Origin of the sequence: Pseudoduganella violaceinigra DSM 15887, assembly GCF_000425385.1 — a bacterium.
GTDB classification, from domain to species: Bacteria; Pseudomonadota; Gammaproteobacteria; order Burkholderiales; family Burkholderiaceae_D; genus Rugamonas; species Rugamonas violaceinigra.
This window is the reverse complement of record NZ_AUDI01000019.1, coordinates 68,307-87,057: the sequence shown is the minus strand read 5'-3', so window position 1 is coordinate 87,057 and position 18,751 is coordinate 68,307. Positions and strand designations below refer to the sequence as shown.

Genomic DNA, 18,751 nt, shown 5'->3' with positions numbered 1-18,751 from the left:
CAGATGGCCTATCGTGGGGCGTTGATAAATCGCAAGATTCCAGAACAAAACAGCGCAATGGAATCAACGACTTAAGCTCTTCCATTTACTCTGTTTTGCTCTGGATTTTGCTGTTTTTTTGTCCCACAGTGTCCCATGAGTGTCCCACGGTTTTGGATGGTGGCGATTCTTCAGATCGCGATTGGAGCGCTGCATGCTACGATCCCTCTTTTATCAATCAGGAAAGGCACATGCGCGAAAAAATCGTGAACTTTTTCGGATTTTGTTTGTTCGCCCTTGTGATTTTTATCCTTACGCTCCTGGTGATAAGGGGAGCCGTGACAATCGTTACCTGGGCAACCATCGATTCTGGTTGGGCGCAAGCGATTGGCTCGGTGATAGCGATCTTTTCGGCGTTTATTCTCGGAGAACGCCAAGCAGCGAAAGCTCGCAAGGATGCGCTTGACCTTGTAAGGATCGAGATGCAACACAAGCGCCAGGCCATCCTTGAGCTGTGCCGCGCCGCTAAGTGTCGCAGCGATTTGGTTCGCAAAGTCTTCGTGACCGAATATGACTTTGCCGCACGATACAGTCTTTACCACCACGATCTTATTCGCGGTATCCTGACCGGTATGGAATCAGCGCCAGCTTACGAAATAGGGAGCGCTGAAGCCATCAACGCTTTTATGGAGATCAAAATTCAATGTGGATTCTTGATCGAGGCAATTGATAACCTCGATCAGGATCCCGAGTTCAAGTCTCGATCGCTCTACCCAACCATGAGCCACGAGACACCTCACGTACGACAGCGAAACATATTAATCCATTGCAATAAGGTCGATGAACTGTTCGAAATTGTTTCGAAGCACATGGACGTTAAAGATCGAGACATCAATTGAAAGCAAGTTGATTGGCGCGCATTCAGCGCATCAAGAACGGTCGATCGGCGACGCCACCTTAGTAAATCAGTAACCGTCGCGATGCTGGTGATATTGGGTGGGGGATTTCGCAGGCCCGGTCGTCGTTTAAGTTGCAACGCGGGTCATGCTATCCTCCGACTTTCTATGGAGGCAACATGAGCTACCCGCGACAACTCGCTTACCAGAAGGCTACTTTTGAAGGTGACTACACTATTCTTTACGCAGCCTATGAAGCGAAACAACCAGGGAAATGGTTAGGATCCTACAAGTTACTCAAAGGCTCCGTGGTAGTCGACGAAAAAGCCGTTGCGAATCCGTATGACAGCGAACGGGCTGCCGCGACCAATGCTCATGACCTGGGTGTTTTGGCTATGGAAGAGCACATTTCAAAATCCCATTCCTAATTGTTATCCCGCATCCTCTCCGAACTCCGAAAACGTTTCTGTGCGCTCGCGGATCGGAACATTGTGCGCGCGAATTACTGTTGAGTAATGTGCGCGCAAAAAGAAAGCCCGCTCTCTGCGGGCCGAATGACGCGATTTACTTATTGTTGGACTTTGTTCCGTAATAGAAGCCAGTTGCGGCTGATACCAGCGTCACAACAGGCCCTAAAACCACCGCAAACTCCTTCACGTCTCCGACCGTTACTGAATGGCAGGCGACAAGGATGAAGATTGACCCTACGATGACCCACAGGAGTCCGATCAGCAAGTATGCGATGTGGCGCCTTGCGCGATCCTCATGCGGTGCGGGGTTGTAGGGCGCTGGTGAGTATGACGCCCCCTCGACGGGGATTTCATTCGACAGGTCTAGTGGTTCGTTACTCGCCGAAATTGGCTTTTCATTGGCTGCTTCCAAAGTAAGCCCCCAATGCTATCGGTTCATACGCATAACTTGACGCTGCTTCTGCGCTTGGTCCTCGATCAGGATCTTATGCCCGGCAGCCTCTTGCTCCACAAAGAAGCGCTCGGAATTGATTGAACGGCGAATCACATCGGTCACGGTGATGTGATTCTCTTCCGCCTGTTTTTGCAGGAAATCGATCATTTCCTGCGGTAAGTTAAACGTGACTTTTCGTACAGCCATAATTCCCTCCGGCAATAAAGTTGCGCCTTAGAGGCAGTCTAAACAGATTCAGTATGTATAGCAACCATACGAGTGCCATACGTTGTAAGTATATACGTCGGATCTTACGAAATCTTTACGGGAACTGCCCTAATTTCCCAAAAACCGCCAACACACTGTATGGACAACCAGTAAATTTGTCGTTCTCAGGCCCATTTTCCCCAGTATCGCTTGGACGGGGCGCATCGCGCTGAGCTTAAGTAAGGAGCGATGTTCTCGCGGGCGTCACCACGCCGAGGATATTGGCCCGCGATACGCTGTAATGCCGAGCCAATGCGCTGATACTTTCGCCGGCGGTGTATTTGGCGATGATATCCGCGCGCTGTTCAGGGGTTGTCTTCAGGGGCCGCCCCAGCGTCTTGCCTTCGCTTCTTGCTCTGGTTAGCCCGGCCTGGGTACGTTCTACCAGCAAGTCCCGCTCCATTTCCGCAACGGCGGCCAGCATCGTAAGCATCAACTTACCCGCTGGCGAGGTGAGGTCAAGTTTGCCGAGTTGTAGAACGATGACAGCAATCTTGCGGCTCGCCAGGAGTTTGACGGTGGCGCCGACGTCTTGGGCGTCGCGGCCCAGTCGATCCAGCTTGGCGACCACCAGCGTTTCGCCGTCACGGATCTGGTCGAGCAGCTTCGAAAACTGCGGACGCTGACTTGCACTGGTCTTACCACTGATGGTGTCCGCGAACCAGTAATCAACCTTGTGGCCGGCGCTCTCGATCTCTAAGCGTTGGTTGTCAGCGCTTTGCTCGCTGGTGCTGACCCGACCGTATGCAAAGGTTGCCATGATGTTCTCCCGACAGAGACTGTTAGAAATCACTGTCAGAATAGTTCATGTGTTAGAAATGTCTAGGGATATTTTTCTAACATAGACTTACTTTCCCTTTCCTGCCTGTTGGAAATCGTTCGTTTTCCGGCACCCGGCCAAGTCCGCGATTCGCCGATTCACTAGCTGATTTAACGCTCCCTGGTTGGTTGCCCATCATGAGATATTCCTTGTCCGCGACCTTCAGCAGCTCAGGGCCGCGCTCGTTGACGCGGTAGGCGGCATTGGCCGACACAGGGCCACCAAGTTCGCGGGCGCCCTGGCTCACGTGCTCACGAAGCGCGTTGCTGGCGAAGTGACTTTCCTTGTTGGTGGTTTCGCGCAGGATCTTTTCGCGCAACTCGCGCTCCATGCGGGACGAGTGCTCACGAACCGCGTTAATCCGCTCAGTCGTTTGGTTGCCTGCGCCGAGACGCTCCATCAGCGCATTGGTATCCCGTCGTCGCAAAAAGAGGGGAGAGGCAGATAGCAGGGTTGGCGAACAGGCACACACGGCAACCTGCGCATCCGAAGATGCCCCCACCACTGCCTCTCATGGAGGAATGGTGCATGGACAAAAAAATACCGCCTGGTGGCGGTCGTCCGCCGTATGTATTCCGGGTCGCCAAACCCGTTCCCGTTTTCTAGGGACGCTTCCAGCCTAGTACAACTTTGCGGGTTTACAAGAAATTCTTCGTCTGAATCAATGGTAACAGGCCGGTACGATTCCCCCGACTGGAATCGAGCCGGAATGCAAGTTGGCCAAGCCCCTGCTCCAATCCACGCATCGGCCAAAACCGGAAATAACATGCTTTCCGAACGAGTCTGCGCCCGTCGGGGCTTTTCTAGGATTGTTGACTCCTGTATATTGAAATTTTCACAAAATAGTTACTTAAAATGCTCGTTTTCGTCGTTCTTAGCACCGTTGCATTGCTGCTTTTGATGGCCGTTGGCCAGCTTTTCCCCACCAAGGTGCTCCTCGGCCCGACAGCCACCCGGCAGAAGGTCACGAAGTACTACGGCATTCCGGCTGCAGTAGGTTCCATCTGCCTGATGGTCTTTGGCCCCGTTGAGAAGACTGTGCCAGCAGCGGCACCGAGTACTCGGCCAACCAATACCATAGATGCCGAGCGTGCCGGCGAAAAGGGGCGCTTCAAGGCCGCGTCTTTCCAAGGCTTCACTGTCCCTGGTCGCATTGCTGACGCGAAGGCAACCGGCTTCACCGATTGCAAAGCCGACTATTACGGGTACAAGTGCTCGCGCGCCGTACCATCCGACCTGTTCGGCATCAAGGCGGTTGGCGCCGCGCTGAAGATGGACGGCGGCGACTACTTTGCAGACGCCTACCTGACGCCGGTTGGCCCCGATGGCGACGTGCGACAGCTCCCTCCTGAGAAGCTCGCGTACCGCGATGTCATACTCACGTTCGCAATCTCTGACTATGACCTGAAATGCACGGCGAAGTATCGCGAGAAAAATGGTGGCTACGATCTGCCGGCTTCGTGCATCGTCAACAAGAACACTATTGGGCATGTCTCGCAAAGGCTCAAGGACGCCGGGTGGCTAGGCCGCACGAGCAAAGGTGGCTACGACCGCTATGTGCACCCCAACGAGCTTGTGGAGATTACGCTGAAGAACGAAACTGCGAGCATTAACCGGGTGTCAGCGGAGCACGTTAGGGAGCTGGTCGCACGTGAGAACGAACGCCGCGCGGCGCGAGAGACTGCCGATGCCAACGCGGCAAAAGTCCTCGATCAGATGAAACAGTAGGCCAACTGGCCGCGATGAACGGGAGGTGCGATGCAAAACATACGACGGAGCAAAGAGCGAATCTGATACTCGAAAAGCTTTCTAAGCTAACCTGCACGCCTGAGCACCTTCAGCTTCTTGGAGTCATATCGCCTCGCACTGCGCTGGTGCCCCGGGCCGGAATCGAACCGGCACCACCTCCAGCGCAACGGTTTTTTAGTCCGTTGGGCTAGTTAAATTGGATGTATTGGTTGGCGATGACAGATGAGGCGAACTCTAAGAAAGCCATTGCAATAACAAATTACCAACTTCAAGGAGTCCAAATGCCTGCGATATTAACTGAAGGAGATACGGTTGAGGTATTTCAGTTCAGCGTTTATGACGCTCAGTCGGACACGCTGATTTTGTCACGACGATGGGGTACTCGAAGAGCAATCGACACATACGTCAAAGGGCATGTCAATTTGGCGTCGGCACGGCGCATTGCGTCTGAACTGGTTGAGTCGCCACATACAGATATCCCGGGACTTACTATGATTGGATACAATCCTGACGCGCTTACTGGGTTTCAAACTCAGGTGCGGTAACGGGTTCGTTGCGCGATTTGGGTCCTGAGTTCAGTTCGCAAACGCTGACTGGCCGCCTGCATACGATTCATACCAATACTCCCACCAGGATGCAATTCAGGCCAAGCACGAATCCCGCGATCTCCAGCATTGCGATGGACGCATGCTCAAAGGCCCATTCGCGAGGGCTCGCGAGGGTTCTCGCCAACTTCGAAGGCCCCCGAGAGGGGCTTGGATGGGGCTTCGAAGGGACTTTCCCAGTAACGATTGCGGCGTTACCTTTGCGTTTCGAAACAGCGTGGAAATGCGTTTCACGGCCAGCTATTTCCGCTGGAATTCAGGCGGAAACCAATCGTCCCGACGGCGGAATCCTAGCGCCAACCGGCTGGGTTTTCCTGGGTTGGGCCTTGGTTGCTGAAGTCCCTTCGATGTCTCTACGATGTCACGATAGACAACGGCAGGACAGCGAAAGCCTTCCCCGAAGACTTGCAGCAACGCTTACCGAAAGCCTTTCGATACCCTTCGGGAAGGGTTACGCGTGCCCTGATTTGGGACGCAGGCACTGAAGCGGGACTAGTTCCGTTTCACTCTGGAGTTCTACCGTAGTGCTACGGTAGTGTCACCGTTAAGGAACGGTAGTCGGAGTAGCGAGCCTGGGGGGGCGACGAAATGATGGAGGGTTTGCGAGACAAGGCCGGGCGACCGGAGTTCGGCATTATCGTTCGGCTTTATCGCGCTGAGAAAAGTGCGTGGCCAGACAGGAAAGTGCATCAGCCAGGGGGCACCGGCCTTTGCTCAGCTTTCGCACTTTGGCTACCGCGAGACCATCGACATCGTGCGATGGCCCAGGATCTTGCTGATTTCGAGCGGCGACACGCCCGCCATTGCCAGGTAGCTCGCAGCAGTGTGGCGAAGGTCATGCCAACGGAAGTCGATGATGTTGGCAGTCTTGAGCGCCTTGCGGAACGACTCACGTAGTTCAGCATAAGGCGCCTTGCTCTTGGCGCGCGGAGGGAACAGGCGGTCATCATCAAGTGCCCTCACCTTCGAGCGAGCCTTCAGCAGGTCCAACGCTTCGCCGGCCAGTGGCAACACACGGACATCGCCGTTCTTCGTGTCACCAAGCAGCGCGGTCCGGCGCACCAGATCAAGCTGCGCCCAGCGCAATCCCATGACCTCGGACTCGCGCCCGCCGGTTGTCAGGCTAAGTACCACGGCCAAGTAGAGGTGCCGACTCTTCGATTCACGGCAGGCTTTCAGGAATGCATCGCGCTCCTGTTCGTCTAAGAAACGCACCCGCCCCCTACCCTCCTTGCCCTTCGATACGCGGTCAACAGGGTTCCGTTCAAGCCACCCTAGTTCCAAGATGCCGTATCGGCAGGCACTCGAAAGCGCCGCCAAGGTGCGATTCACATCTGCGGGTGTGCGCTTGCCCTGTCCTCGCTGTTTGGGCGTAGCCAAGAGCGCATCACGCGCCTGTGCGACGACATCTGGCGTCAACTCCGATAGCAGCTTCTCTCCATCGCGTCCGATCCACCAATTGAGCCGTGTCTCGACAGACTTCTTAGATTTGAGCGCTTGCAGCGGGCCGTCGACGTACTTGCCAATCAGATCCTTCAGTGTGTGCCGCTTGCTCTGGCCGAAGTGTCGACCAGCCTTCATGTCAGCTTCGATCTTTGTGGCCCAGTCTTTCGCGTCGGTCTTGCGCTCGAACGTCGCTGTCTCTGGCGCAAAGCCCTTAATCCGGACTTTCACGCGGTAAGAAGCCTTACCGTCACTGCCTGCGCGCTTTTCGATGACTGCCATAACTCCCCGCCTGGTTGCGAACTCAAGCGAATAGTTTACGTCATGGCGGCGCTGCCTGTTACGAGAGAGTGTCCCACAGGTGTCCCACGGACTTAATCAAAAATCAATCACAAAATTCCAAGTAACTGATTTTATTGATGAAAAATACGCTAAAAAAAGAAACGCCGCAGATGGCCTATCCACGGCGCCAATAAGGGGTATTGACTCGATTATGCTCAGCAGGCGCGCTGCCGGGCCGACGTTTGCCGACACTTTCATCTTATCAATTTTTACACTTCAATACCTGATTTCTGCAGTTCATCGCATTCCAGCTGGGGTAAAGACGCTGCATGGATAAGATGGCGACATCCCAACAAGCACGCAGAACAAGGACGCCAAATGCGCACCAAACTTACTCTCGCCGCCCTGATCTCTCTTAGCCTGGCTGGTTGCGTCATTGTCGTTAACGACAGCAGCGACTACGTCAAGGGCAATGGATCGACCACCGTTGAAACGCGCTCCATCGCCAGCGTCAGCGGCCTGCGCATCGAAAACCGCCACCGCATCGAGATGGAAGTGGACGTGCGAGTGGGCGGCGCACCGTCGCTGACCATCGAGGGTGAGGGCAATCTGGTGCCGCGCGTGCATACCGAAGTGCTAGGCGACACCCTGCGCGTCTGGACCGACGACCGCCTGGAAAGCAGCAAGCCAATCCGCGTGCGCTACACCACACCGCGCCTGGAAAACATTGATGCCTCGGGCCCGATGCGCGCCGACGTGCAAGGCCTGGCGGGCGGCCCGCTGACAGTTTCCCAGACCGGCTCAGGCTACATTGAATTGCACGGGCATGTCGGCAAGCTCGGTGTGCGCCATACCGGCTCCGGCCAGCTGTATGCGGATGGACTGGAAAGCAGCGAGGCCACGGTGGATAGGACGGGTTCGGGACGCGTGAATATCGGCTCGGTACGCGGCGACGCACTGCGAGTTTCGGCCACGGGTTCCGGCAGCATCTACGCGCGCGGCATCGTACGTATGCTGGACGTGCAGCTGCAAGGTTCCGGCAGCGTGCAGTTGGGCGACTTGCGTGCCGACGAAGCGAATATCACCAGCAACGGCTCCGGCGGAGTACAAGCCTGGGTATTACAAAAGGTAGAAGCCCGCGCCAATGGCTCCGGCCGTATCGCCGTCAACGGCAACCCTGTCCAGCGCAATATCTACGGCCGCAACACGTCGATTCAATAATAAAAGTCGGGGCCAGAGCCGACCACGACTTTCTAATTGATTGTCAGTGCGAGATCGCGGCCGGCGACGGCCGTGTTGCCGGCGTAGTCGGCGGCATAGATGCGCAGGGTGTAGTCGCCTGGCGCCAGTTCGCTGACCTTCCAGCGGCCGGGCGTGACTTCGCCATGCGACAGGCGGCTTAGCAGCGAGTAGGTGAAGCGGGTGGACTTGCTGCCGTAGACGGTAATGCCGCTGTCGGCGGAGTACACCACTTTGACCGCTTCCCGCTGCTTCGGCAGCTGGTCGTAGGTTTGCATGATGCGCGGCTGTTCGTAGCCTGGCAGCGGCGTGCCGTCGGTCTGCAGCAGCTGATAGCCCAATTCGTATAGCCCGAGTCGGCGGCGCGCCAGGTTGCCGTCCATCTGGTCGAAGGCGTCGACCACCACATTGACCTCGCCCAGTTCGCGCGATACTTCAAGGCGCTTGCCTTTCTTGCCGGGCAGGCGCTTGTCGTTGGCGTCGTACAGGGCGATGCCCTGGATCGTCGGTAATATGGTGTCGCGCAGGCCGGGGAATGGCAGCGCCAGCGGGTTGACGACCCGGCCACGGTCGTACAGGTCGAGGTGGACGTGCGCCATCTGGTTTACGACGCCCAATTGTTCGCCCACGTAGAAGCGCGTGCCGCGGCGCACACGTACGCGCTCCGGCTTGCCCTTGGCGTCCAGCAGGAGCTGGAAACGTTCGTCGAGCGGACGGTTCTTCCGGTCGCGCCCAACCTTCATGTGGATGTAGCTGGTGGTGCCAAGGTTGATCCCCTCGCCCACCGAACCAAAGGCCCAGTTGGGAAGCGGGTCGCTGACTTTGGCCTTTTCGACCACATGCACCGAACTGCCAACGTCGGCTTGCACGTCCAGGCCGGCATGGAAGTGGTGGCGGCTGTCGCCGTCATAACTTCCACGTACTTCGCCCATCAGGCCGACCACTTCGTGCGGGCGGTTTTGCGGCAATACAGGCCAGGGCATCGGGCCTTGGCTGCGCCGGGCCATCATGCCGCCATCCGGGACGGCCGTTGCGGCCGTTGCATCAGGTTCGGTGGCGTGCGCGGCGGCGATCAGCGGGCTCGCGGCAGCTGCCTTGGCCGGCACCGGGGAGGAAGCCGGGCTGACACGGTGCAGGCGCTGCGCCGTACCGTCGGCGAGAACCAGCGTCCCGTTCGGCGCCAGGGCCACGCTGCGCGGCCCGTACACCTGCACATTGCCATCGAGCCCGGTTGCCGGATCGGCGGGGTGGGCGGCGTCGGGCAAGCCGGCCAGCGTGCCGTCCGGCGTCCATTGCAGCAGGCGTCCACGCGAGGCGACGGCGATGTAGACGAAGCCGTCATGCGTGACAGCCAGCGCCATCGGGCGGCGCAGCAGCGGTTCCTTTTCCAGTTCCGGCGCGACAGCCAGCGTCACCACAGCGCCGTCCGCGCCGATCAGCCGCACCGCATCATTGCGCGAGTCGGCAATGTAGATGCCGTCCTTGCCGACAGCGATGCCGCATGGCGTGTCGAACTGTGCCTCGGCGCCGAGGCCGTCGACAAAGCCGGGCTGCCCGCTACCGGCCAGCGTGGTCACGCTGCCATCGGCAGCGATGCGGCGAATCCTGTCGTTGTAGGTGTCGGCGACATACACCGAGCCGTCCGAACCGACCGCCACGCCGACCGGGCCGTTGAACTGCGCCTGGGCGCCCTGTCCGTCGGCGTATCCGGCAACGCCGCTGCCGGCGAGTGTGGTAACGGTGCCGTCCGCAGTAATCTTGCGGATGACGTGGTTGCCGGTGTCGGCCACGTACAGGCTGCCAAACTTGTCCAGCGCGATGCCGGAGGGCGTGTTGAAGGAGGCTGCGGCTCCTACGCCGTCGCGATAACCCTCCGTCCCGCCGGCCACCACGCGTACGCTGCCATCCAGCGCCAGCACCGACACCGTGTTTTGCTCTCCGCCGTCGGAGAAGTACACATTGCCTTTGGCGTCGACGGCAACCCCATACGGGTCTTCCATTCCGGTATCGCGCAAGGTCTCCAGGCGCGCAGGCCAGGCCCGCTCGGTCGGAGCCGGGCCGCGCTTGACCAGCACCGGCAAGCGCTCCACGACACTGTGGGCAGCGGGAGAGAAGTAGAAATAGCCGCTGGCGCCGGCAATCGCCAGCACCGCAACACCGATAGCAGTCATTTTGATCAAGGTAGGCACGGACAGGATTGTACTTCCACCGGCTCGATTAGAACGGCACCATTTCGACCCCGGGTCCAATGCGCCGCAAACGCCGGTTTTCTCGGAGCCCGTCGCCGCTTGGCATCACAAGCAAGAATAATAAATTAGCAATACACCGGGCAAAAAAAACCCGCTCAGGGAGCGGGTTGAAGTCTATTTCCTTGGAGGAGAATAGAGGAGACAGGTGCAATTATGCTGCAGCGCGGTATATCCGTCTACTTTATTGTAGTTATACTAGATATAACCGCTCGCAATATCACTTGTCGCTCACATAGGGCAGTACGCGGCTGGCCAGGCGGGTATCGGTGCGCAGTACGCTCACCTCGTCGGCCAGGATGTGCACCGCTTCGTTCAGCAGTACGTCCTTGGCATTCTTGGCCGCCTTCTCCGCATCCAGCTCGGCCGACAGCGAACGTTCATCCGCTTGCAGGCCATCGTCGGTACGGATCGCGCCGCGCACCTGGCCGGCCTGGCGCTGGGACGCGCGCGGATTGGCCGGTTTGGCCGCGATGGCCTTATTCAGCGCATCCTTCGGATCGGCCATCGGGATCGGGTCGTCCGGCGACGGGCCGGCAGCCAGGCGCTGCTCGCGCAGTTTGGCGCGGGCTTCCTGCTGGTCGCGCTCCTTGCGGCGCACCGTTTCATTCAGCGAGACCAGGTTTTCCTTGCGCTGCTTCTTCACGAAATTGATGTCGTCCAGCAGGTACTGGTAGTCCTTGTCCTTGGCAATGCGCGCTTCGTGCTTTTTATCCAGGATCGGCACGATTTCTTTCAGCTCACCGGCTGGGATGTACACGGCAGGCTTGATCTGGGTGTACGGCAGCGCGTTGTCGTAGCTCGACTCGCCGAAGCTATCGGCATCGCTGGTGGCCGCCAGCTTGATGTCCGGCAGCACGCCGCGCAGCTGGGTGGTGCCGCCGTTGATGCGGAAGAACTGCGCAATCGTCATCTTCAGCTCACCATAACGCGCCTTGTCGTTCTGCCCGAAGCGGTCCAGGTTGACCAGGGTCTGCACGGTGCCCTTGCCGAAGCTCGGTTCACCGATCACCAGACCACGGCCGTAATCCTGGATCGCGGCGGCAAAGATCTCGGAAGCCGAGGCCGAGCCGCGGTTAATCAGCACGCCGACCGGACCGTCCCATGCCAGCCCCGGAACATTGTCCGCTTCCACTTCGACACGGCCTTCGGCGTTGCGTTGCTGCACCACCGGACCGCGATCGATGAACAGGCCGGTCAGCTCGACCGCCTCTGTCAGGGAACCGCCGCCGTTGTTGCGCAGGTCGATCAGCACATTGTCGACCTTCTCTTTCTTCAGCTCTCCCAGCAGGCGGGCCACGTCGCGCGTCGCGCTCTTGTAGTCCTTGTCGCCTTTACGGCGCGCATCCCAGTCCTGGTAGAAGGTCGGCAGCGAGACCACGCCGATACGGCGTTTCACCGCCCCATCCTTCACTTCCAGGATGGATTTCTTGGCCGACTGTTCTTCCATGCTGATTTTCTTACGCACCAGCGAAACCACGAAGGGCTTGCCGTCCGGGCCCGCGTCGGCGCCCAGGATCTGCAACTTCACGGTCGAATCTTTCGGGCCGCGCACCTGCTGCACCACATCGTCGATGCGCCAGCCCAGCACGTCCGTGAATTTATCCGAATCGCCCTGGGCCACGCCGATGATGCGGTCGCCCACCTTCAGTTTGTTGGACAAACCGGCCGGGCTGCCCGGCACGACCTCGCGGATCACGGTGTATTCGTCGCGGTTTTGCAGCACGGCGCCGATCCCTTCCAGCGACAGGCGCATGGCGATGTCGAAGTTCTCGGAAGCGCGCGGACCAAGGTAGTTGGTATGCGGTTCGATCGACATGGCGTAGGCGTTCATGAAGGTCTGGAACACGTCTTCGCTATTCAGCTTGCGCGAGCGGGTGACATAGTTCTCGTAGCGCTTGTCCAGCGTTTCGCGGATCGCCTTCTCTTCCTTGCCGGCCAGCTTCAGGCGCAGCCAGTCGTTTTTCACGCGCTTGCGCCACAGGTCTTTCACTTCAGCTTCGGTTTTCGCCCACTCGGCCTTTTCGCGGTCGAACTGGTAGCTCTCGTCCTGGGTGAAGTCGAACTTGGACTTCAGCAGCTCGCGCGCATAAGCCATGCGCTCCGAGAAACGTTGCTGGTAAAGGTTATAAATGGAGAAAGGCGTCTGCAGGTTTTCTGTATTGATCGCATCGTCCAGGCGGGATTTCTCCTTGTTGAAGGAATCCACGTCGGCCTGGGTGAAAAACAGCTTTTCGCTGTCGAGCGTCTTGAAATAGCGGTCGAAGATTTTCTCCGACATCGCATCGTCCAGCGGCGTAGCCTTGTAATGATAGCGCGACAGCACGCGGGAAGCCCACAGGGCGGCCTGCGTCTGCTGTGCTGCTGGCTTAACGGGTGCGTCTGTCGCCTTGTCCGCCTGGGTTGCGCTGGCATACGCGGTAACCAGTGCCAGGGACATGGTGGCCAACAGGGTGTGCTTCTTCATCGGCTTGCTCCGAACGTTGGTGATTCCAAAAGAATATTGCTCATTCCATTCTACAGGATAGGACATGCTTGGGAAGTAAGGGTAACAGGGTGCGTGCACACGAATGCTTAAGCCAGCCTGAAAAATGCCATTCCATTAAGCTTGATCCACCATGCAGTGGCGCCCAGCAGCAACAACGGCCAGGAGCGCAGCGACAGCTTCCAGTCCGTCGCCGACGGCCAGCAGGCCAGGAATTGCGGGGCGATGAGGAAGGCCAGACCGGCGTCCAGCGGCGTGAAATGCCATCCTTGGCGGGTGCGCAGCACCGCGATCGCCCAGGGAATCAGCGCCAGCAGCAGGGGCGCCAGCGCGGTCGGCGCGGCGTTGTACCAGCGCACATTGGCCAGCTTGACCTCCCCCAGCCGGCCCTGGCGGGGCACAATGGACAGCGAAGCAGGCCGGGCGAAAGTGAGCAGTCCGACCAGAAAATGGGCCCACTTACGTGCAAGAACAAGAAAAATGGACCCACTAACCCATTGATTTATAAGGAAAAAGCATTTTATGAGAAGTCCATCTCTCACCGGTATGAATGGACTACTTCCATGCGGTTCGCTCCCTACACTTAATTAACGAATCTGGCCAATACACGCTTGCCGCTGATTTGCAGGCAGCCTCAGTTCATCCATGCGTTGCCGTAACAAGCGTAGAAATCAGAGTGCATCCGCAAGCGCTACGATGGCCTTGCAAGGCGACCATGCGCCCGCCAATCAGATAAGTTGGCACTCCTTCGATTATCGGATTCGCGCCATGCCCTGGTATTGGACATAAAACAGTATCACCTACGCGAGCAATGCCGATGCCTGCAATACTGTGAGTAAGCGAAGCGGTAATGACTTTGCCCCCATGTGAAGTGAGGTCGCCGAGACGAATGATTGGTAATGCCATTAGCTCTACTCGTATGACAAATCAAATTGCAAGAAGTGTCCGCTCGCATGCCAGCAGATCTACATAAACGCTTTGCGCTCAGCCAGCATGTTAATCCAAGAACACGATTTCTCGAGTGTAGGCCTTATAGAATTTTGGCTCGTTGATTTTTCCCTTAAGCCAGAAATAGAAATCAATGTCCTCTCGATCACTATTGTAGGGATGTAGGCCGATACCAAATTTTTCCTTGTAAAACAATCCGAAAATTGGTTTACCTTGGTGAAGGATGCGGAAGTGCGAGAATTCACCGTCATCCTTTATGTCTACTTTTGTCTCTGCGGCGTTGGGGCGGTACAGGGTATCGTTGAAGATCAAAAGTGGGCCATTAGGAGTCGCTACCAAGGCAATGGATTCTGAGTGGTGGTTGCTCTCCTCCACCTCGAAAAGCCCGAAGCTAACCTTGTCCTCGCCTATGTCCTTGGCTGGAATGATCTCTCTCGCCCCAGTGGACAGTTCAATTTTCATCAGCTTGACGGTGCCGTCAAATTGACTGATTGCAATGGTCTTACCCGTCATATCAGTTCCCAATCTTCTTTAATGCTTCATCGAGATAAGAGGAGTCTTTGGTGTTCAGCCACTCTTCAAACTTCGACAGCAGTCCGTTTACGTCGCCGTTTGGCCTTGAGGAGGATTCCGCGATCGTCTTATAAGGATCCAGCATCTTCTTTTCCGCAGACTTCACAAGGCTTTCGAAAGAAGGTCCAAGTGGATCGTTATACCGGCCAGTGTTGACTTCGTAAATATAGTCCCGCAGAGGTTCCGGCGTTACGTTTTTGTATTTCACCCCGATTTCCCGGCGGCGAGCCCACATTTTCCTCGCTATCTCTTCGTCTGTGGCACCTGATTTAGCCATTGCTTCAGCCTCTTCCTTGAGTCCGGCAACTTCCGCCTCGTAAGCCTGCCGTAGCGGATGGTTCTTGATGTCTGATCCAATCTGCTCTTTGATCCTTGCCGCCTTTTCCTGGTTAGCTGCGGCCTGTGCATCCTGTGCCGCCTGCTTCTTAGAATTCGGCCCTTCATCTGGAGGTTTCGGCGGCTCGGGATTATCTTTGGGCGGCGGCGCAGGGGGCGTTTCGGGCTTCGGCTCACTCTTCGGAGTGGAAGCGGCCTTTGGCGCGTCTTCCTCCACCTTAGCGAGTACCTTTCCCGGCGTGTCTTTGATCCGCTGTGGGGCTGGTGCCGCCGCAGCAGTTTTGTCTGCTTGAACCCCGCTTGCTACCGTGTGTCCTTCTTTCGGTGCTGTCTGCGCCAGAACTTTCGCTAGTCTTGCATCCAATTCAGCAAGGGCTTTGGGCACATACTTCAAAGCGTCCTGCTGTACCGCGTAAAACTTCTTTTCCCATTCGATAAGTTTGAGAATTGCGGCTTTGACGGTATCGAAGTACTGCAGGCTTTCCAGATGCGCGCGCAATGACTTAACGATGTCGACGAGTTTTCCGGAAATCTTGTTTAATGCTTGGATCAGCGGTTTTTCGTATTTGGCAAACTTAACTGCGCGCAAAAATTTGAGGACATCTCCCTTGATGAATTTTTGCAGGAAGCGCACCAGCTCTACCAGCTTTGACGCTTCCTTGATCAACATGAGCATCACAGCTCGCAGAGCTGCACCGAGTTCCGAGCCAGCGATACCGCCAACAATGGCTCCCACACCGGCCGCCGCTAAACCGCCAGCGGCCATGGCCAATGGCAAGGCTATGACGATCAGGCAGGCACTGAGTAACACCCACTCCATGAGCTCTTCGCGCTTCTCTGGATGATTCGCCAGTCTCAGAATGACGGCGACTGCATCGCGTGCGCTCGTGACAATGACTACGCCTGGGATAAAGCTGACCAGCATGTCGGCAACGACCGCAGACAGGGGGCGGTGGTCGGCAAATTCACCAAAGAATACCGATTTGAGCCAGTCCATGCTGCCGACGATCTGTGCCCAGGCATCATCCAATATAGATTGCTGGTCCGGAGTTCGCTGGGTCATGCTTTGCCTTTCGAAACCATGAGCGGCGCCCAGTTCAGAAGTTCTTGCACATCGCTATTCATTTCAGTGCTTACCGTGGAGCTAGCCTGTAGCGGCTTGTAGTCGTACTCGATCTTTGCCGTCGCGCCAGGAGGAAGGCCGCTGATGCGGGCAATGCCCATCGCGTCGAGCATGCCTTTGCGTACGCTGCCATCACTTAATGTGGCTTTATACGCAGCGCCTGCCAACGGTGCGCCCCAATCGGTGAGATGGCGGAACTCCAGATCGGTTTTCTCCAGTTCAGGTTTGAGCACATGCGGCATTACATAGGGATTGCTGGTTGGTCCCGGCATTTCGTGCATCGAAGCTTTCGCGCTCCACTTGCCAGGTGTTCCGTTGCTGATGCCTGAGGCGTCAATCTTGATGAATGAGCCTCCGGCGGAGATAATGACTTCTTCCTTCGCATGAATCTCAATCCGTGCAGTTGTTGAAAGCAGGCGAACTACTTTTTCTGCGATGAGGTCAAGATCGTTGCTTTGCGCCTGTACCTCCACTTTTCCTTTGGATGCAAACAGCTTGATGCCAGCATTGAAGGCGAATAGGCTTATCTTTTCAGCGACGCTGGCAATCAGGCTCTTTCCGATGGCGAGGTTGGTGTCCTGGCCCGACGACACCGTTACCTCAGCTCCAGCATGAACATGTGTGCCCTTAGGAGTGGCCAAGCCGATACCTGCCGGCGAACCCACCAACAGAATCGGTTCTTTGAATCGATTGGCATTGCCTTGCCCCTCACCGTCGTACCGGTCTACCGTGGCCTCAATGAAGTTGTTGAGAGCATCCTGTCCAGCAAGTGCTTCCGCGCCTCCTTTGAGCGCCGTATCAGAAAGGCTTTTGGTGAGAGATGCACTAGCCTTAAGCTGACTGGTAGCTTCCGTTGAGTCGAGTTGCGTTCCTTGCGGGCCGGGGCGTCCAAACGTACTGAGATACAGCCCCTTTTGCGTGACGATCGCGCCGAAATCATCGGTACTGAGAGCGAAACCTGAGCCATAGAAATTGCTACGTTTGTTGCCATTCTGGGTGACAAGGTAGCCGAGGTTCAGTTGTGCATGTGTATTGGTGCTATAGAGATGCACCCGGTTTTGCTGGGTAGTGTCGTCAAGTACAAGCTGGTTGAATCCATTGCCCTTGTATTCCTTGGATTTGTAGCCGGAAAGCTTACCGTCCGTATGCCATTTGGGCGCTTGATCCTCGTTGTAAAGCCGTCCGGTGATCACGGGACGATCTGCATCCCCGTCGAGGAACGTGACAATGACTTCCTGGCCAATGCGGGGTACATTCAGTGCCCCCCAACCTTGCCCGGCGTTGGGGTAGCTGACGCGCACCCAGCAGGAAGCGCATTCGTCGCCGGGGTTTTGCCGGTCCCAGCGGAACTGGACTTTGACGCGATTCAGGGCGTCCGTGTAGACCTCTTCATTGGCTGGGCCAACAACGACTGCAGTCTGTGGATGCAGCATTGGCTTCGTGTGCTCGAACGGACTGCGGAATGCTACCTTCCGTCGTTGGACTTCCATTCGGTTCAAACAAAGGCCTGTACGTGCGCTCATTCCTGTCGCGTCGGAGTCCGCCATGGTGCGGCCCATCGCAATCTTTGCCGCAGCGAGTTGGGATGCCAGGTCGCCCGGAAAGTCCTTAACCTTGTTTGATAGTGGCAGGTTGTTCTCGATACACCATTCTGCTGCAATGACAACGAATTGGCGATCTTCAGCTGACTCCCTCAGATGTGTTGGATGGTCTTCAAACGTGAACCACGCGCCGACCGGCAAGGAGCGGACGCCAGAAACGGCAGAAAACCTTTTCATGCTTGATTCGGCTTGTTCTACCTGAATCAGTGCTTGCTTGTTACCTTGTTCCTGCATTGAATAGGCGCCGGTATACTCGTACACTTCCAACTGGGCAGGCAGGTCGCCATGTGCCGCATCGACGCTGCCGCTGCCTTGCTTGAACAAGGCTGCGGATTTGTAGTCGTGAGTTCGAGAAGTAAAGGTGCGCGAGCCCAGGCTTCGGCCAGCACCCCAATGTGCAATCTTATGCAGCTCGTCTTCCGTCCCTGCCCCGTGGAAATGGATGCTTTCCAAGGCGATGGGTTTGAGCTGGTTAGTGTTGTCGGCAATGACCAGCACGTGGCCTGAGCCGTCCGCTAGCTGTTCATGATAGGCGAACCAGCCTTCTTCCTCCATCAATCGCTGGGCGAAATGCCAATCCGTTTCATACTGCGTGCAGTAAGAGCGCTTGACGGCAGGTTCACGGACCTCAAAGCGGAAATTGCCCTGCGCCTGAGGATGGGCGTTGAAAACGTCGCTGAGGATATCGTCGGCGGTTTTGTCCTGCCAGATCCGCGCGTCCTTGCGAAACTTCAGAAAGTGCAGCCACGGTGCGAAAGAAATCTGACAATACGTGAATTGACCGTCGCTACCCAAACGTTTCGCAGTATTTACATAGCCGTGAACTGGCAAGTAGTCCTGGTTTGCTTGCTTTACCCAAAGCGTAACCGGTTGCGCAATCAGCTTTTTCAACTCAATGTGATCGTGCACCGCCAGGCAATCAACTGTGTATTCATACCCCCTGCCGAGCTGGTCGCGCGCATACACACGCTGGGGAAGCAGGGAATCCAGGCCGAGTGGAGTGGTTAATTTGATAAGGCGGTTATGTTGGCCGATGAACGGACGGTTGACCATAAAAATATCTATTGATCGCTGATTTCAAGAGCGATCAACGCGTGACAGCGCGTCGCTCATGATGAAGAATTAGACAAAAGTATAATTATGACATTGTTTTTTTATCTATCGGCGCACGATTCGAGTCTGGACAGGTGAACATACCCGTCGCCCCCTGGATTCAATTACGGCGAAATGAACCGCGTGTTCAAGAGGAGACCAAA

At 56.7% G+C, this 18,751-nt stretch carries 16 protein-coding genes; 4 read left to right on the top strand and 12 right to left on the bottom strand.

Going from position 1 to position 18,751, the window contains the following annotated elements; translation table 11 throughout:
- Nucleotides 1–230: 230 nt before the first annotated feature.
- Together H597_RS0112570 and H597_RS34815 are read left to right on the top strand one after the other, a co-directional pair.
- A complete protein-coding gene (locus H597_RS0112570; RefSeq protein WP_028102458.1) occupies nt 231–878 on the top strand; it encodes a hypothetical protein in 648 nt (215 codons plus the stop codon).
- A 176-nt stretch (nt 879–1,054) separates the two neighbouring features.
- The gene (locus tag H597_RS34815) at nt 1,055–1,303 is read left to right on the top strand and encodes a hypothetical protein (protein WP_154668083.1); all 249 of its coding nucleotides are present in this window, start codon (nt 1,055–1,057) and stop codon (nt 1,301–1,303) included.
- 136 nt (nt 1,304–1,439) lie between these two features.
- Here the strand turns inward: H597_RS34815 and H597_RS34100 are convergent, their stop codons facing one another.
- The 4 genes from H597_RS34100 to H597_RS35485 form a co-directional block, all read right to left on the bottom strand.
- Nucleotides 1,440–1,757: a hypothetical protein gene (locus tag H597_RS34100; RefSeq protein WP_211232041.1), complete on the bottom strand. Its 318-nt coding sequence runs from the start codon at nt 1,755–1,757 to the stop codon at nt 1,440–1,442.
- 15 nt (nt 1,758–1,772) lie between these two features.
- Nucleotides 1,773–1,985, bottom strand: coding sequence for a CopG family transcriptional regulator (locus H597_RS0112560; RefSeq protein ID WP_028102457.1), 213 nt, complete (start codon nt 1,983–1,985; stop codon nt 1,773–1,775).
- 235 nt (nt 1,986–2,220) lie between these two features.
- Nucleotides 2,221–2,805, bottom strand: a complete 585-nt coding sequence (locus tag H597_RS0112555) for a recombinase family protein (protein ID WP_028102456.1) — start codon at nt 2,803–2,805, stop codon at nt 2,221–2,223.
- A 76-nt stretch (nt 2,806–2,881) separates the two neighbouring features.
- Nucleotides 2,882–3,265, bottom strand: coding sequence for a hypothetical protein (locus H597_RS35485; RefSeq protein ID WP_028102455.1), 384 nt, complete (start codon nt 3,263–3,265; stop codon nt 2,882–2,884).
- A gap of 455 nt (nt 3,266–3,720) precedes the next feature.
- On the opposite strand from H597_RS35485, the gene H597_RS0112545 reads away from it, so the two are divergent.
- Nucleotides 3,721–4,593, top strand: coding sequence for a hypothetical protein (locus H597_RS0112545; protein ID WP_028102454.1), 873 nt, complete (start codon nt 3,721–3,723; stop codon nt 4,591–4,593).
- 1,358 nt (nt 4,594–5,951) lie between these two features.
- Here H597_RS0112545 and H597_RS30705 read toward each other — a convergent pair.
- Nucleotides 5,952–6,944: a tyrosine-type recombinase/integrase gene (locus H597_RS30705; RefSeq protein WP_035374094.1), complete on the bottom strand. Its 993-nt coding sequence runs from the start codon at nt 6,942–6,944 to the stop codon at nt 5,952–5,954.
- Nucleotides 6,945–7,322: 378 nt separating this feature from the next.
- Here H597_RS30705 and H597_RS0112535 point away from each other — a divergent pair, with 378 nt between their 5' ends.
- Nucleotides 7,323–8,165, top strand: coding sequence for a GIN domain-containing protein (locus tag H597_RS0112535; RefSeq protein WP_028102453.1), 843 nt, complete (start codon nt 7,323–7,325; stop codon nt 8,163–8,165).
- A gap of 32 nt (nt 8,166–8,197) precedes the next feature.
- On the opposite strand, the gene H597_RS0112530 is transcribed toward H597_RS0112535, so the two are convergent.
- The 7 genes from H597_RS0112530 to H597_RS30690 form a co-directional block, all read right to left on the bottom strand.
- Nucleotides 8,198–10,354, bottom strand: coding sequence for an NHL repeat-containing protein (locus H597_RS0112530; protein ID WP_035374092.1), 2,157 nt, complete (start codon nt 10,352–10,354; stop codon nt 8,198–8,200).
- A gap of 295 nt (nt 10,355–10,649) precedes the next feature.
- Nucleotides 10,650–12,896: a carboxy terminal-processing peptidase gene (locus tag H597_RS0112525; RefSeq protein ID WP_028102451.1), complete on the bottom strand. Its 2,247-nt coding sequence runs from the start codon at nt 12,894–12,896 to the stop codon at nt 10,650–10,652.
- Nucleotides 12,897–13,003: 107 nt separating this feature from the next.
- Nucleotides 13,004–13,315, bottom strand: a complete 312-nt coding sequence (locus tag H597_RS33255) for a hypothetical protein (RefSeq protein WP_051293740.1) — start codon at nt 13,313–13,315, stop codon at nt 13,004–13,006.
- A gap of 238 nt (nt 13,316–13,553) precedes the next feature.
- The gene (locus tag H597_RS34095; protein WP_083941066.1) at nt 13,554–13,820 is read right to left on the bottom strand and encodes a PAAR domain-containing protein; all 267 of its coding nucleotides are present in this window, start codon (nt 13,818–13,820) and stop codon (nt 13,554–13,556) included.
- A gap of 90 nt (nt 13,821–13,910) precedes the next feature.
- Nucleotides 13,911–14,375: a hypothetical protein gene (locus H597_RS0112515; protein WP_028102450.1), complete on the bottom strand. Its 465-nt coding sequence runs from the start codon at nt 14,373–14,375 to the stop codon at nt 13,911–13,913.
- 1 nt (nt 14,376) lies between these two features.
- Nucleotides 14,377–15,834, bottom strand: a complete 1,458-nt coding sequence (locus tag H597_RS35700; protein WP_211232040.1) for a hypothetical protein — start codon at nt 15,832–15,834, stop codon at nt 14,377–14,379.
- Nucleotides 15,831–18,548, bottom strand: coding sequence for a type VI secretion system Vgr family protein (locus H597_RS30690; RefSeq protein WP_083941065.1), 2,718 nt, complete (start codon nt 18,546–18,548; stop codon nt 15,831–15,833). The genes H597_RS35700 and H597_RS30690 overlap by 4 nt, the downstream gene beginning before the upstream one ends.
- Between the last annotated feature and the right edge of the window lie 203 nt (nt 18,549–18,751).